General features: G+C 72.0%; 15 protein-coding genes. 10 read left to right on the top strand and 5 right to left on the bottom strand.

Annotation, left to right across the window (positions count from 1 at the left end; translation table 11 throughout):
- Positions 1-205: 205 nt before the first annotated feature.
- Positions 206-1057, top strand: a complete 852-nt coding sequence (locus PYS65_RS09360) for a sulfurtransferase (RefSeq protein WP_279333388.1) — start codon at positions 206-208, stop codon at positions 1055-1057.
- Between the two features lie 91 nt (positions 1058-1148).
- Here PYS65_RS09360 and sepH read toward each other — a convergent pair whose 3' ends face one another.
- Entirely contained in the window at positions 1149-2171 is a 1023-nt protein-coding gene (gene sepH / locus PYS65_RS09355; RefSeq protein WP_279333387.1) for a septation protein SepH, read from the bottom strand.
- A 498-nt stretch (positions 2172-2669) separates the two neighbouring features.
- Between sepH and PYS65_RS09350 the strand changes: the two genes are divergently transcribed.
- Positions 2670-3563: a hypothetical protein gene (locus tag PYS65_RS09350; protein WP_279333386.1), complete on the top strand. Its 894-nt coding sequence runs from the start codon at positions 2670-2672 to the stop codon at positions 3561-3563.
- Here the strand turns inward: PYS65_RS09350 and PYS65_RS09345 are convergent.
- Entirely contained in the window at positions 3487-4806 is a 1320-nt protein-coding gene (locus tag PYS65_RS09345) for a D-arabinono-1,4-lactone oxidase (RefSeq protein WP_279333385.1), read from the bottom strand. The two genes, PYS65_RS09350 and PYS65_RS09345, sit on opposite strands and share 77 nt — an antisense overlap.
- A complete protein-coding gene (locus PYS65_RS09340) occupies positions 4766-6025 on the bottom strand; it encodes an MFS transporter (RefSeq protein WP_279333384.1) in 1260 nt (419 codons plus the stop codon). Before PYS65_RS09340 ends, PYS65_RS09345 begins: the two co-directional genes overlap by 41 nt.
- 188 nt (positions 6026-6213) lie before the next feature.
- Between PYS65_RS09340 and PYS65_RS09335 the strand changes: the two genes are divergently transcribed.
- Positions 6214-7344 carry a ferrochelatase gene (locus PYS65_RS09335; RefSeq protein WP_279333383.1) on the top strand — a complete coding sequence of 377 codons (1131 nt, stop codon included), beginning with the start codon at positions 6214-6216 and terminating at the stop codon, positions 7342-7344.
- A gap of 8 nt (positions 7345-7352) precedes the next feature.
- Entirely contained in the window at positions 7353-8168 is an 816-nt protein-coding gene (locus tag PYS65_RS09330; RefSeq protein ID WP_279333382.1) for an inositol monophosphatase family protein, read from the top strand.
- A 127-nt stretch (positions 8169-8295) separates the two neighbouring features.
- Here PYS65_RS09330 and PYS65_RS09325 read toward each other — a convergent pair whose 3' ends face one another.
- The gene (locus PYS65_RS09325) at positions 8296-8469 is read right to left on the bottom strand and encodes a hypothetical protein (RefSeq protein WP_279333381.1); all 174 of its coding nucleotides are present in this window, start codon (positions 8467-8469) and stop codon (positions 8296-8298) included.
- Between the two features lie 445 nt (positions 8470-8914).
- Between PYS65_RS09325 and PYS65_RS09320 the strand changes: the two genes are divergently transcribed.
- From PYS65_RS09320 to PYS65_RS09305, 4 genes are all read left to right on the top strand, one after another.
- Complete coding sequence (locus PYS65_RS09320; RefSeq protein WP_109380166.1) at positions 8915-9568, top strand: response regulator transcription factor; 654 nt, start codon at positions 8915-8917, stop codon at positions 9566-9568.
- A gap of 4 nt (positions 9569-9572) precedes the next feature.
- The gene (locus PYS65_RS09315; protein ID WP_279333380.1) at positions 9573-10820 is read left to right on the top strand and encodes a sensor histidine kinase; all 1248 of its coding nucleotides are present in this window, start codon (positions 9573-9575) and stop codon (positions 10818-10820) included.
- Between the two features lie 391 nt (positions 10821-11211).
- On the top strand, positions 11212-11508 hold the full coding sequence (locus tag PYS65_RS09310) for a DUF4193 domain-containing protein (protein WP_003993510.1): 297 nt from the start codon (positions 11212-11214) through the stop codon (positions 11506-11508).
- 13 nt (positions 11509-11521) lie between these two features.
- Positions 11522-12454 (top strand): hypothetical protein, encoded by a 933-nt coding sequence (locus tag PYS65_RS09305; RefSeq protein WP_279333379.1) that lies wholly within the window; start codon positions 11522-11524, stop codon positions 12452-12454.
- 68 nt (positions 12455-12522) lie between these two features.
- Here the strand turns inward: PYS65_RS09305 and PYS65_RS09300 are convergent, their stop codons facing one another.
- Positions 12523-12984: a DUF3093 domain-containing protein gene (locus PYS65_RS09300; RefSeq protein ID WP_279333378.1), complete on the bottom strand. Its 462-nt coding sequence runs from the start codon at positions 12982-12984 to the stop codon at positions 12523-12525.
- A 56-nt stretch (positions 12985-13040) separates the two neighbouring features.
- On the opposite strand from PYS65_RS09300, the gene PYS65_RS09295 reads away from it, so the two are divergent.
- Positions 13041-13625, top strand: a complete 585-nt coding sequence (locus PYS65_RS09295; RefSeq protein WP_279333377.1) for a PaaI family thioesterase — start codon at positions 13041-13043, stop codon at positions 13623-13625.
- On the top strand, positions 13622-14182 hold the full coding sequence (gene dut, locus PYS65_RS09290; RefSeq protein ID WP_279333376.1) for a dUTP diphosphatase: 561 nt from the start codon (positions 13622-13624) through the stop codon (positions 14180-14182). The genes PYS65_RS09295 and dut overlap by 4 nt, the downstream gene beginning before the upstream one ends.

The following is a 14182-nucleotide window of genomic DNA, read 5'->3' as shown; positions in this document are numbered from 1 at the left end:
CCTGGGCCCGCCCCCGTACGGCGGTTCCGTCTCCGGAGGATGCCCGATGTGCGAGCCTCCGCCCGGTTTGGCGCGCTTGCCGGATGATGTCGATCGGTAGTACAGCATGTGCCCGATCCCATACGCCTCGTGATCGGGTCTGCCCGGCGGAGCAGATTAGCCGGACATGGACGACTCGGCCACCCCGTGCGCGAGGATGGTGACCATGAACGTCATCATCTCCGCATCCGAACTCGCCGGTGAGCTCGCGGGCGGTGACCCGCCGGTGCTGCTCGACGTCCGCTGGCAGCTCAGCACGCCCGCGGCGACCGGCCGGCCGCCGTTCGACGGCCGGGCCGCCTACCTGTCCGGGCACCTTCCCGGTGCCGTTTTCGTCGACCTGGACCGGGAGTTGGCCGCCCCGTCGGCCGGGCGGGGACGTCATCCGCTGCCCGATCCGGAGGAGTTCGGCGCCGCGATGCGCCGCGCGGGCGTGTCGGCGGGCCGGCCGGTGGTCGTGTACGACGGCGGACTGGGCTGGGGGGCCGCCCGCGCGTGGTGGCTGCTGCGCTGGACGGGTCACCCGGACGTGCGGGTCCTCGACGGCGGGTTGTCGTCCTGGGACGGCCCGCTCGAGACCTCGGTGCCGCAGCCGGACGAGGGCGACTTCACGCCGGTGCCGGCGGCGGCCGGGCTGCTCGACGCCGACGGCGCGGCGGCGCTGGCCCGGTCCGGGCTGCTGCTGGACGCGCGGGCGGGGGAGCGTTACCGGGGCGAGGTGGAGCCGATCGACCGGGTCGGCGGGCACATCCCGGGCGCGGTCTCGGCACCCACCACCGAGAACGTCGGCCCGGACGGCCGACTCCTGCCCGCCGGTGAACTGAGCGCGCGGTTCCGGGCGTTGGGCGCGTCCGCGGACACGCCGGTCGGTGTGTACTGCGGTTCCGGCGTGTCGGCGGCGCACGAGGTGCTGGCGCTGGCAGTGGCGGGCGTCCCGGCGGCGCTGTACGTCGGATCCTGGTCGGAGTGGTCGTCGGACCCGGAGCGGCCGGTCGCGGTGGGACCGGATCCGCAGTAAGCGCGTGACGGAAGCGGAAGGGGGTGCTCGCCCGGGCGAGCACCCCCTTCCGCACTGACCGGCATCGGATCACCTCAGTGCCGGATCCCGGTCAGTCCTGCTTCTTGCGCCGCGTTCCGAACACGATCTCGTCCCAACTCGGCACCGCGGCGCGGCGGCCCGGACGGACGCCGTCCGCCTCCGCCTGACGGTCGGTGGAGCCGACGAGACGGTCCCGGTGACTGCTGACGGCCCGGGGCATCAGGACGTCCGCGTAGGCGGAACCCGCCGAGGCCGCCGGGGCCGGAGGCTCCTCCGCCTCGGGTCCGGAGTCGGGCTCCTCGGGTTCGGGCTCGGGGGCCCGCTCGGGAACCACCAGATCGCCCCGGAAGCTCGGCACCGCCTCCAGCAGGCTGGTGAGCGAGTCCCGCTCACCGCCCGCCGCGACCGCCGGTTCCTCGTCGGACTCGGGCCCGTGACCGGGTGGCAGGCCCTGCCGCTCGCGCGGCAGCCGGGCGATGCGCGGCACGAACGGGAAGCTCGGCTCGGGCGCCGCGGCGAGGTCGTCGGACTCGCCGATCAGTGAACGCGCCTCGTCGTCGACGGCCTGGACGAGCCGCCGGGGCGGGTCGTACGTCCAGCTCGCCGAGTGCGGTTCGCCCGCGACCCGGTAGACCAGCAGTACCTCCCAGGTGCCGTCGTCGCGGCGCCAGGAGTCCCACTGCACGGTGTCCTTCTCCGCGCCGCGCAGCAGCAGCCGCTCCTGCACGGCCTCGCCCAGCGGCGGGCCGGAGTTCTCGCCGGGCCGGCGGACGGGGGTCTTGCGGGCGCGCTCCGCCATGAAGGCGCGCTCGGCGAGCACGGGGCCCTCGAAGCGCCGGACGCGGTCCACGGGAATGCCGGCCATCTGCGCGACCTCTTCCGCGGTCGCGCCGGCGCGTATACGCGCCTGGATGTCGCGGGGGCGGAGATGGCTCTCCACCTCGATCTCGATCTGGCCGAGGCGTGGACGGTCGCCTCGTACGGCGGCGCGGAGTCGTTCGTCGATCGGAAGCGTGTACTCCGTGCTGTCCGCAGCCTTCAGCACCAGCCGTGTGCCGTCATTCGAGACGGCCACGACACGCAGTTCGGGCATGGGGACCTCCCGGGTGGTGCCTGCCGACGTCACGTGCGTCGCTGCTTCCGCTAGTCGAGTGTGGCCTGCCCGGGTGCAGCCTGCCACAACCTTGCCGAGTTGCCCGGCGTGTCGGGCACGGGCCCTGGATCGCCGTTATGGCACGGTTACCTATTCGCAACGCTGAGTGACCAATCGCGTCACCCTGTGCAACTAGCCCCCTCCCGGCGGTCCTCAAGTGCCGGAGCACCCTGAAGGGCGTCCGGACCCAGGGTTCGCCACAGTACTCCATTCGGGCCAAGTGCGTGGATCGGCGCGCCGCCCGACTTCTGGCAAGGGGTGCTGCTCGGCCGTCATCGCGCCATGGCGGCCGGGCTTCCCCGGTCCCGGCGTGGCGTACTTCACGGAATCGCCAGAAACGGAACTAATGGTTTCGTTCGGGCGTCGACTTGGTGTGCATTGTCATGCAGTTGATCGCTGATGTGAGGGAACGTGCGGGAAGGCGGACAAGGTCCGAGGATGCGTGAAAGGCCGGAGGTCGCGAGTGAGCCGGGTGTCACCGGGGAGGTCGGTGCCGCGGGGGAGGCGAAGAGCCCCCGGAGCGACCTGAGCGTGCCGCAGGTCGCGGGCAGCGCGGTGGCCGCGGTGCTGGGCGCCCAACTCGCCTCCTCCTTCGGCGTCTACGGGACGATCATCGGCGCCGGAGTCATGAGCATCGTCGCCACCTGCGGCGGAACGTTCTTCCAGCACTTCTTCAAGCGCACCGGCGAGCAGTTCCGCGGGGCCGCCGTGGGGACCGGCCGCCCGGTCGCCGCAGCGGCCGGGCGGCGGACCGTACCCGCGCCCGGCGAGTTCACCGAGGGCACCGTGTACCGGGGCCGGGCCAGGGGAGTGCGGTGGAACGGGAAGCGGATGCTGGGCGCGGCCGCGCTGGTGTTCGGGATCACGATGGCCGGAATCACCACCTACGAACTCCTTTCGGGCCAGAGCCTCAGCGGTACGCCCAGCACCACCATCGGCAACGCCGTCACCGGGCAGCACGCGTCCGACTCCGGGGATTCCGGGGATTCCGGGGACTCCGGGGGTTCGGACGACCCGTACTCCGGTGACCCCGACGACTCCGGGACCTCGAACGACCCCGGCACCTCGGACGGTTTTGAGGAATCCGGAGGGGACGGGCCGGCGCCCGCGCCCTCCGCGACGCCTCAGGACGGAGGCGCCGCCACCGGCTCCGGCAGCGGCACACCGGACGGCGACGACGCGTCGGCGGGCACCCCGGACGGCACCGGGAACCAGGACACCGGCGCCCCCGTGAGCCCGGAACCGGAGGTGTCCGCTACGACCCCAGGACCCTCCGCAGATAGTCGTTCCGGAAGCGGCGTTCAGGATCAAGGCGGTCCCGCAGCGCCGTGAACTCGGCGAAACGCGGATACACCCGGGAGAGGTAATCGGCGTCCCGCGTGTTGATCTTCCCCCAGTGGGGCCGCCCCTCGTGGGCGGTGAAGATGCGTTCCGCCGCCGTGAAGTACCCCTGATAGGGGGTGCCCCGGAACATGTGGACCGCGATGTACGCGGTGTCGCGGCCGGAGGCCGTGGACAGGGTGATGTCGTCGGCCGGGGCCGTACGCACCTCGACGGGGAAACTGACCCGGAGGGGTGAACGGTCGACCATGGCCTTCAGCTCGCGCAGCGTGTCCACCAGGGCCTCGCGCGGCACCGCGTACTCCATTTCCACGAAGCGCACCCGGCGCGGCGAGGTGAACACCTTGTACGGGATGTCGGTGTAGGTCCGCGCGGACAGGGCCCTGCTGGAGACCCGCGCGAGGGCGGGGACGGTCGCGGGTGCCGCGCGGCCGACCCAGTTGGCCGCCTGGAAGACGCCGTTGGAGAGGAACTCGTCCTCGAACCAGCCCCTGACGGGGTGCACCGGCCGTTCCGGGCCCGCGCTGCGGTTGTTCCGCTTGGTGTTGGTGTTGCCGGTGTGGGGGAACCAGTAGAACTCGAAGTGCTCGTTCTCGGCGTGCAGCGCGTCGAACTCGGCGAGGACGCGGTCGAGGGGCATCGGTTCCTCGCGGGCCGTCAGCAGGAAGACCGGTTCGACGGCGAAGGTGATCGCGGAGACGATGCCGAGGGCGCCGAGACCGATCCGGGCGGCCGCGAAGACCTCGGGATTCTCCTTCTCGGAGCAGGTCAGCACCGAGCCGTCGGCGGTGACCAGTTCCAGGCCCCGGATCTGCGCGGCGACGGAGGCCGAGTCACGGCCGGTGCCGTGGGTGCCGGTGCTGGTGGCCCCGGCGACGGTCTGCTCCATGATGTCGCCCATGTTGGTGAGTGACAGCCCCTCCCGCGCGAGAGCGGTGTTGAGCCGCTCGAGCGGGGTGCCGGCCTCCACCGTGACGGTGCCCGCCGCCCGGTCGACGTCGCGTATCCCCGTCAGCAGGTGGGGGCGGATCTGCACGCCGTCGGTGGCGGCTATGGAAGTGAAGGAGTGCCCGGTGCCGACCGCCTTCACCGGGAGGCCGTCCTCGGCGGCACGGCGTACGGCCGATGCCAGTTCCTCGACGGAGGCCGGCGCGACCTCCCGCGCGGGGCGGGCGAGGACGGTGCCTCCCCAGTTACGCCATGTTCCGTTCCTCGTGCTCGCCGTGCTGCCCAACGGAGCCTCCCCGACCCGGAGCCGGCCGCTCGAGCCGGCGGTACCCGAGGAAACCGACCACGACCGCGACGGCTCCGGCCACCGCCGGAACCCCGTACCCGGCACGCGCCCCGGCCGCGTCGATCACCCAGCCGGACGCGGCGGAGCCGAGCGCGACCCCGACCGCAAGCCCGGTGCTCACCCAGGTCATGCCCTCGGTGAGCTGTGCGCGTGGTACGTGCTCTTCGATGAGGGACATCGTCGTGATCATCGTGGGAGCGATGGACAGACCCGCAACGAACAGCGCCACGGTCAGAAACGGCAGGTTCCCGACCAGTAGGAGGGGGATCATACTCACGGCCATGGCGCACACGCCCAGCAGCCAGCGGCGCTCGGGCGCTCCGGCGAAGCGCATCAGCCCGAACACGACCGCCGCCGTGCAGGAGCCCAGCGCGTACACGGCGAGCACCACACTGGCGGCGGCCTTGTGCCCGCGCTCCTCCGCGAAGGCCACGGTGACCACGTCCACGCCACCGAAGATCGCCCCGGTCGCCGCGAACGTGGCCACCAGGACCCGCAGCCCCGCGGAGCGCAGCGCCGTGCCGCCGGACGCCGACCCGCGGCCGGCGCCCTTGCGTTCGCGCGGGTGCGGGGCGGGCTCGGTGGCCCGCTGTGCCGTCAGCCAGAAGACGCCGACCGCCAGGAAGCAGGCCGCGAGCAGCGGACCGGCCTCCGGGAACCAGGCGGTGGAGAGCCCGATGGAGACGATCGGCCCGAAGATGAAGCAGAGCTCGTCCACCACGGACTCGAAGGAGTACGCGGTGTGCAGCTGCGGGGTGCCCCGGTACAGCTCGGCCCAGCGGGCCCGGACCATCGCGCCGAGGCTCGGCACGCAGCCGATGCCGACGCAGGCGACGAAGAGCACCCAGTCCGGCCAGCCGTAGTGCGCGGCGAACAACAGCAGCGCCGCCGCGGCGAGGGAGACCAGCGTCGCCGGGCGCAGGATCCGCCGCTGCCCGTACTGGTCCACCAGACGGGAGACCTGGGGGCCGGCCACCGCGGCGGCCATGGCGATGGTGGCCGCCAGGGCGCCGGCCAGGCCGTACCGCCCGGTCAGCTGGGAGATCATCGTGACCACGCCGATGCCCATCATGGACAGCGGCATCCGGCCGAGGAACCCCGCGGCCGAGAAGCTCTTGCTGCCGGGAGCCGCGAACAGGGCGATGTAGGGACGGGGCACGGGGTCTCCGAAAGTCTCAGCAAGGGACGACCGCGAGAGAACCGCGGGAGACCGGACTCCCAGTAAGGTGCGACCGCAGTGGATACAGCTTACTGGTTAGGTGACCCTAATGTATCCCCTGCGCCGCCCGTGGTCCGGTCGGCCCCCGCCGTTGTCCGGCTGTCGGTGTCTGATGGCAGGATCAAGGCATGCCTGACGAGCTCGATGCCACCCCCTACGACGCCCTGCTGCTGCTCTCCTTCGGAGGCCCCGAAGGCCCGGACGACGTGGTCCCGTTCCTGGAGAACGTGACACGCGGGCGCGGCATCCCCAAGGAACGCCTGAAGGAAGTCGGGGAGCACTACTTCCTGTTCGGCGGGGTCAGCCCCATCAACGAACAGAACCGCGCCCTGCTGGACGCGCTGCGCAAGGACTTCGCCGACCACGGACTGAACCTGCCGGTCTACTGGGGCAACCGCAACTGGGCGCCGTATCTCACCGACACCCTGCGCGAGATGATCCGCGACGGCCGCCGCCGCATCGTCGTCCTGGCGACCAGCGCCTACGCCTCCTACTCCGGCTGCCGCCAGTACCGCGAGAACCTCGCCGAGGCCCTGGAGACGCTGGCGGCCGAGGGCCTGGAGCTGCCCGAGGTCGACAAGCTGCGGCACTACTTCAACCACCCCGGCTTCCTGGACCCCATGATCGACGGGGTCGTCCGCTCGCTCGCCGAGCTGCCCGAGGAGGTGCGTGACGGCGCGCACATCGCCTTCTGCACCCACTCGATCCCCACCGCCTCCGCCGACACCTCCGGCCCCGTCGAGGAGCACGGCGACGGCGGCGCGTACGTACGGCAGCACCTGGACGTGGCCCGGCTGATCGCCGACGCCGTACGGGAGCGCACCGGTGTGGACCACCCCTGGCAGCTCGTCTACCAGTCCCGCTCCGGCGCCCCGCACATCCCCTGGCTGGAGCCCGACATCTGCGACCACCTCGAGGAGCGGCACGCGGCCGGGGCCCCGGCGGTGGTCATGGCCCCCATCGGCTTCGTCTCCGACCACATGGAGGTCATCTACGACCTCGACACCGAGGCCGCGGCCAAGGCGGGGGAGCTGGGACTGCCGGTGCGCCGCTCGGCGACCGTGGGCGCCGACCCGCGGTTCGCCGCCGCGATCCGCGACCTGATCGTGGAGCGCGCGGCCACCGAGCGCGGCCAGGAGGACGTGACCCCCTGCGCCCTGGGCGCCCTGGGCCCGAGCCACAACCTCTGCCCGGTGGGCTGCTGCCCGGCCCGCGCCGCGCGCCCCGCCGCCGCGGGCGCCGACAGCCCCTACGCGTGAGGAGCCCCGTGACCGACCCCCTGCACGCGGAACTGCTGGAGCTGGCCCGCGAGGCGGCGCGGCGCGCGGGCGAGCTGCTGCGGGACGGCCGGCCGGCCGACCTGGAGGTCGCCGCGACCAAGTCCAGCCCGATCGACGTCGTCACCGAGATGGACATCGCGGCCGAGAAGCTGATCACCGGGCTGATCGCCGAGCACCGGCCGGACGACGGCGTCCTCGGCGAGGAGGGCGGCACGACCGAAGGCACCAGTGGCGTCCGCTGGGTGATCGACCCGCTCGACGGGACGGTCAACTACCTGTACGGGCTGCCCACCTGGGCCGTCTCCATCGCCGCCGAGCAGGACGGCGAGACCGTGGTCGGGGTGGTCGAGGCCCCGATGCGCGGGGAGACGTACCACGCCGTCCGCGGCGGCGGCGCCCGTGCCACCGGTGCCTGGGAGGGCGAGCGCACGCTGACCTGCCGCCCCGCGCCGCCCCTCGACCAGGCCCTGGTCTCGACCGGCTTCAACTACGTCACCGAGGTCCGCACCCGGCAGGCCGGTGTCGCGCAGCGGCTGATCCCGCTCCTGCGGGACATCCGGCGGGGCGGCTCGGCCGCGGTCGACCTCTGCGACCTCGCCTGCGGCCGCCTCGACGGCTACTACGAGCGCGGACTGCACCCCTGGGACCTGGCGGCGGGCGACCTGATCGCCCGGGAGGCGGGCGCGCTGACCGGTGGACGGCCCGGTGAGCGCCCCTCGTGGGATCTCGCGGTCGCGGCCACCCCGGGCGTCTTCGAGCCCCTCCAGCGGCTGCTGGAGGACTTCGGCGCCTGGCACGACTGACGGACGGACGGCCGGGGAGACCCGCCGAAGACGACGAAGCGGGCCCCGGCGCTGGATTCGCCGGGGCCCGCTTCGAACGCACTCATGCGCAGGTACCGACGCGCCGCTACCGACGCGATCGGGCTGATCAGGCGCAGGACGCGCCGACCTGCACACCGTGCTCGGCGGCGAGCCGGCGCAGGTCGTCGAGCTCGCCCTGCTCCACCTCGACGAGGAAGTCGTCACCCTCGTCGCGGGCCCGGGACAGATCGGACTCGGTCGTCCTTATGCGCTGCAGAAGTCCTGCGGTGAAAGCGTCCATGCTGCGCCCCCTCGTCCTGGGTCGTGGGTCGACGGCACGGCGGCGTGCCGTTCGAAAGGGACGATCACGTCTGCGGTGGATGACCGGCGCCGCTCGGCCTGGGGCTGCGGCGTCGGACACCCGGTCCGCCCTGCGGGAAACGGACTGATGCGCACCACGGTGTGGCACGGTGCAAGCAGAGCGTGATCGCGGGATGTACACCCGTCCTCCCCAGGCTCCCTTCCGGGGAAACCTCGCCGCACGAGAAAATCTCGTATTTCCATGCTGTTCGTCCGGACGTTCCCCCGTCCTGTGCCCCCGCGCCACCGTCCGTTCCCGGTCGCGCCCCCGCCTTACAGCCGACTTATGGCCGAAAAGGGCAGGATGGAGGCAACACACCCACCCGTACCCTGCCCGCGTGCGCTCCGGAGCGCTGCCCGGCGGGACTTGAGGAAGGACCAGCGACGTGCGCGTACTCGTCGTCGAGGACGAGCAACTGCTCGCCGATGCGGTGGCCACCGGACTGCGCCGGGAGGCCATGGCCGTCGACGTCGTGTACGACGGTGCGGCAGCCCTGGAGCGCATCGGCGTCAACGACTACGACGTGGTCGTCCTCGACCGCGACCTCCCCCTGGTGCACGGCGACGACGTGTGCCGCAGGATCGTCGAACTCGGGATGCCCACGCGCGTGCTGATGCTCACGGCCTCCGGTGACGTCAGCGACCGGGTCGAGGGCCTGGAGATCGGCGCCGACGACTACCTGCCCAAGCCCTTCGCGTTCAGCGAGCTCATCGCGCGCGTGCGCGCCTTGGGGCGGCGCACCAGCGTGCCGCTCCCGCCGGTCCTGGAGCGCGCCGGGATCAAGCTCGACCCCAACCGCCGCGAGGTGTTCCGCGAGGGCCAGGAGGTCCAGCTCGCGCCCAAGGAGTTCGCCGTCCTCGAGGTGCTCATGCGCAGCGAGGGCGCCGTCGTCTCCGCGGAGCAACTGCTGGAGAAGGCCTGGGACGAGAACACCGACCCGTTCACCAACGTGGTGCGGGTGACCGTCATGACCCTGCGCCGCAAACTGGGCGAGCCGCCGGTCATCGTGACCGTGCCCGGCTCGGGCTACCGGATCTGATCCCGTGGCCACCACCCCCGCACCCGCTCCGGGGTCCCCGCAGACACCTCCGAAGCCCACCTGGGACCCCCGCAGGCCGGTGCCGCCCTTCCCCTGGCTGCGCCCCACCATCCGGATACGGCTCACCCTGCTCTACGGCGGCATGTTCCTGATCGCGGGCATCCTGCTGCTGTCGATCATCTACCTGTTCGCCGCGAACGCGCTCAAGGTGGGCAGTGACCTGCCCTTCCGGATCCTCTCCGGACAGGTGTCCAGCGACACCTGCCAGCTGCGCAGCGCGCAGCTGCCCGCGGACGAGCTGAACAGGGCGCTGAACGAGTGCGTCAACGAGCAGCGCCAGCACGCCCTGGACAACCTGCTCAGCCGCTCCCTCCTCGCCCTGCTCGGCCTCGCGGTCATCGCCTTCGCCTTCGGGTACGCGATGGCCGGCCGCGTGCTGTCGCCGCTGGGCCGGATCACCCGCACCGCACGCGCGGTGGCGGGCTCCGACCTGTCCCGCCGGATCGAGCTGGACGGCCCGGACGACGAGCTCAAGGAGCTGGCCGACACCTTCGACGACATGCTGGAGCGGCTGCAGCGGGCCTTCACCGCCCAGCAGCGCTTCGTCGGCAACGCCTCGCACGAACTGCGCACCCCGTTGGCGATCAATCGCACACTCCTCGAGGTGCACCTCTCCGACCCGGACGCGCCGGTGGAGCTCCAGCAGCTCGGCAAGACGCTGCTGGCCACCAACGAGCGCAGCGAACAGCTCGTCGAGGGTCTGCTGCTGCTCGCCCGCAGCGACAACCAGATCGTCGAGCGCAAGCCGGTGGATCTCGCCGAGGTGGCTTCCCAGGCCATCGACCAGGTGCACGCCGAGGCGCAGGCCAAGGGCGTGGAGATCCGCGGCGACCACAAGCCCGCGGTCGTCCAGGGCAACGGAGTACTGCTGGAGCGGATCGCGCTGAACCTGGTGCAGAACGCCGTGCGCTACAACGTGGCCGAGCAGGGATGGGTGGAGGTCACCACCCAGGTCCAGCACGGGCAGGCGGTCCTGGTGGTGACCAACACCGGTCCGGTGGTCCCGGCGTACGAGGTCGACAATCTGTTCGAGCCGTTCCGGAGGTTGCGCACCGAGCGGACGGGCAGCGACAAGGGGGTCGGGCTGGGGCTTTCCATCGTCCGGTCGGTGGCGCGGGCGCACGGTGGGCACATCTACGCCCAGCCGCGCGAGGGGGGTGGGCTCGTGATGCGGGTCACCCTGCCGATCTGACATCATGTCGCCGACACACGAGGGCGTTCGCTTTCGGCAGAATTTTCGAAGAGTGCCCCCGCCGCCCCCGTGTGGGATCGCTCACAGGAGCGTTTCCCGCTTTCTCCACGCTCCGTGATCATGAACTCGCCGAAAGGCCGGGAAGGTCCTGGTTTTCGGGAGCCCTGGTCACGGGAAGTACACGGTGAGGCGGCTTTGAAGTGCCGCGTTCGGACCGTGTACGGTCCCCATCGCATCCACGCCGATCACTCGTGAGGAGTTCGGTTGGGTGTCGATTGAGTAACAGACCTTGATGTGAGGCAAAATCTCCGCCTCAGGTCGGGCACAAGTCCGGCCTCTCACGCGTTAGTGCGCTGGAGACACCGCATACACCCAGAGGGGGAGAGCGACCATGGCAACCGATTACGACACTCCACGTAAGACCGACGACGACGTCGACTCGGACAGTCTTGAAGAGCTGAAGGCCCGCCGTAACGACAAGTCGGCCTCGGCCGTGGATGTCGACGAGTTCGAGGCGGCCGAAGGCCTCGAACTGCCCGGGGCGGACCTCTCGAACGAGGAGCTGGCCGTCCGGGTCCTGCCCAAGCAGCAGGACGAGTTCACGTGCATGAGCTGTTTCCTCGTGCACCACCGCAGCCAGCTGGCCCGGGAGAAGAACGGTCAGCCGATCTGCCGCGACTGCGACTGAGGGCGGGTCGGCCGTGACTGGCTCGACCCCTCCTCGGAAGCGCCGTTTCCCCGCGAGGGGAGCGGACTCGGGGCCGCAGGACGGCCCTCAGCGCGACACGCGTGACCACGAGCGAGGCTCAACCGACACCGGGGCGGCCTCGCTCGAACTCGCGGTCGACCGGGGTGACCTCCCGGTATCCGCGGAGGTCACCACCACCGCACCGGTGGCTCGCCGACGGGCCGCGGAGTTCCGGGACAAGGCCAGGGAAGGCGCCCGCAAGGGCGGTGCCCGCGCGCGGGCCGGCCTGGCGTACCTCACGGACCGGATCATCGACATGGCCCCGCGGGTGCCCGTGAGGGACCAGCAGACGCTGCGGGGGCAGTTCCCCGGGCTCGGTCCCGAGGAGCTCGCGGACAAGCTCGTGGCGGGCGCGGCGAGGGCCACGGCGACGGTCGGGGCCGGAGTCGGCGCGGCGGCGATGATGCCCGTGCCGCCCGCGATGCCCACGGAGCTGGCCGCCGAGATCACCGGCGTCGCCGCGATCGAACTGAAACTGATCGCCGAACTCCACGAGGTCTACGGCGTACGGCCCGCGGGCAGCCTCGCCCAGCGCAGCACCGCGTACCTGAACGCCTGGTCGCAGGAGCGCGGGATCGAGGCGACCAAGCCCTCCACCGTGAACGCGGCGATGAACAGCCGGATGAAGCGCGAACTGCGCCAGCGGATCACGAAGCGCACCGTGCGCAACCTGCCGAACCTCATGCCGTTCCTGGTGGGAGCCGCCGTCGGCGCGGTCATGAACCGCAGGGACACCAGAAAGCTCGCCGCCCGCATCCAGGCCGACCTGCGCAGGACCCAGGTCCCCTGGGACGTCCTGCCCGCGCTCCCGGCCCTCGAGACCCCGGCCGACGCCCTGGACCTGGCCCCGTTCACCGGCGAGGAGGGTGGACACGGAGCCCCCTGAACCCGGCTCCGTCCCCGTGCCGCCGTTCTGCCCGGCCGCAGGGCCCGCCGGGCCCCGCCCGGCGCGTGCTAGGCGGCGGTCTTCGCCGCCCGCAGTGCCTCCGCCAGCCGCTCCGGCTCACGCGTCGACAGGAAGGCGTACGGCGTCGGGTCCTCCGGGTCGGTGATCTCCACCCGCACCGCCCCCGGGACGTAGGCCCGCAGCAGCATGAAGCAGCGCGGGTCCGCCCGGTGGGTGCGCCAGGCACGGGCCTCCTCGGCGTCCAGGACCTCCACCTCGCCCAGTGCCGTCACCGGGATCCTCGCCTCACCGGCGATCAGCAGGCCGCCCACGACCCGGATGCGCGCCGAGCCGTACGCGCTGACCACGACCGCCGCCGCGGCGCTGCCGACGGCCAGGCCGCCGAGCATCGGCAGGGTGCCGAGCGGCAGCACGATCAGGGCCAGCGAGACACCCGCGAGCAGGGAGATCAGCCACCAGGAGCGGGGCGCGGTCAGGCGTTCTTCGTACGGGGCGGCGGAGAGCTGCATGGATCCAGCTTGGCAGGTGTCGGGGGACGGCCGACGCGCGGGTAAGGTCTGCGCCTGTGAGTGGTACTTCCTCAGTTCTCCAGCCCCCCGCCGATGCCGTGGAACCGGTGCGCCACCCGGACGCGCCCGCGCCCGGTGAGCTCCTGGGCGCGCACTACGGCCAGTGCTTCGGCTGTGGCGGCGAACAGCCCCACGGACTGCACCTCGAGGCGCGGGCCGGCGAAGGGGTGTCGGTCACCGCCGCGTTCACCGTGCGGCCCGCCCACCAGGGAGCCCCCGGCCTGGCGCACGGCGGGGTGCTCACCAGCGCCCTGGACGAGACGCTCGGCTCGCTGAACTGGCTGCTGCGGACGATCGCCGTGACCGGCAGGCTCGAGACCGACTTCGTCCGGCCGGTGCCGGTCGACACCACGCTCCATCTGGAGGCGGAGGTCACCGCGGTGGCGGGCCGGAAGATCTACTCCACCGCCACCGGACGCATCGGCGGCCCCGACGGCCCGGTCGCCGTCCGCGCCGACGCGCTCTTCATCGAGGTCAAGGTCGACCACTTCATCGACCACGGCCGCCCCGAGGAGATCCGGGCCGCCATGGAGGACCCGGACCAGGTCCGCCGCGCCCGTGCCTTCGAGGTGAACCCGTGAGCGAGCCCCGCCGCGGCGCACTCCGGGTCCTGCTCCGGCGCGTCGACCCGGACGTACCGCTTCCGGCGTACGAGCACCCCGGTGACGCGGGAGCCGATCTGCGCACCACCGAGGCGTGCGAACTGGCGCCCGGGGAGCGGGCCGTTCTGCCCACCGGGGTGTCTGTGGCGCTGCCCGAGGGGTACGCGGCCTTCGTGCACCCGCGATCCGGTCTGGCCGCGCGCTGCGGCGTCGCCCTGGTGAATGCCCCGGGGACGGTTGATGCCGGGTACCGTGGGGAGATCAAGGTGATCGTGGTGAATCTCGACCCGCGCGAGGCCGTGCGGTTCGAGCGCTTCGACCGGATTGCCCAACTGGTCGTCCAGCAGGTCGAGCGGGTCCGTTTCGTGCCGGTCGCGGAGCTGCCCCGCTCGGTACGGGCCGAGGGGGGCTTCGGGTCCACCGGCGGCCATGCCGCGGTGGAAGGTAAGAACGGCACAAGCGTTCAGGCCGCCGAAGGCGGTACAGCGGGTGGGAATCGATACGCTTCGGTCGTATCCGACCGGGAAGGACAGTGA

The sequence above is a fragment of the Streptomyces cathayae genome (assembly GCF_029760955.1).
GTDB classification, from domain to species: domain Bacteria; phylum Actinomycetota; class Actinomycetes; order Streptomycetales; family Streptomycetaceae; genus Streptomyces; species Streptomyces cathayae.
Note: the sequence above shows the minus strand (reverse complement) of the source record. Positions and strands in the feature narration are given on the sequence as shown.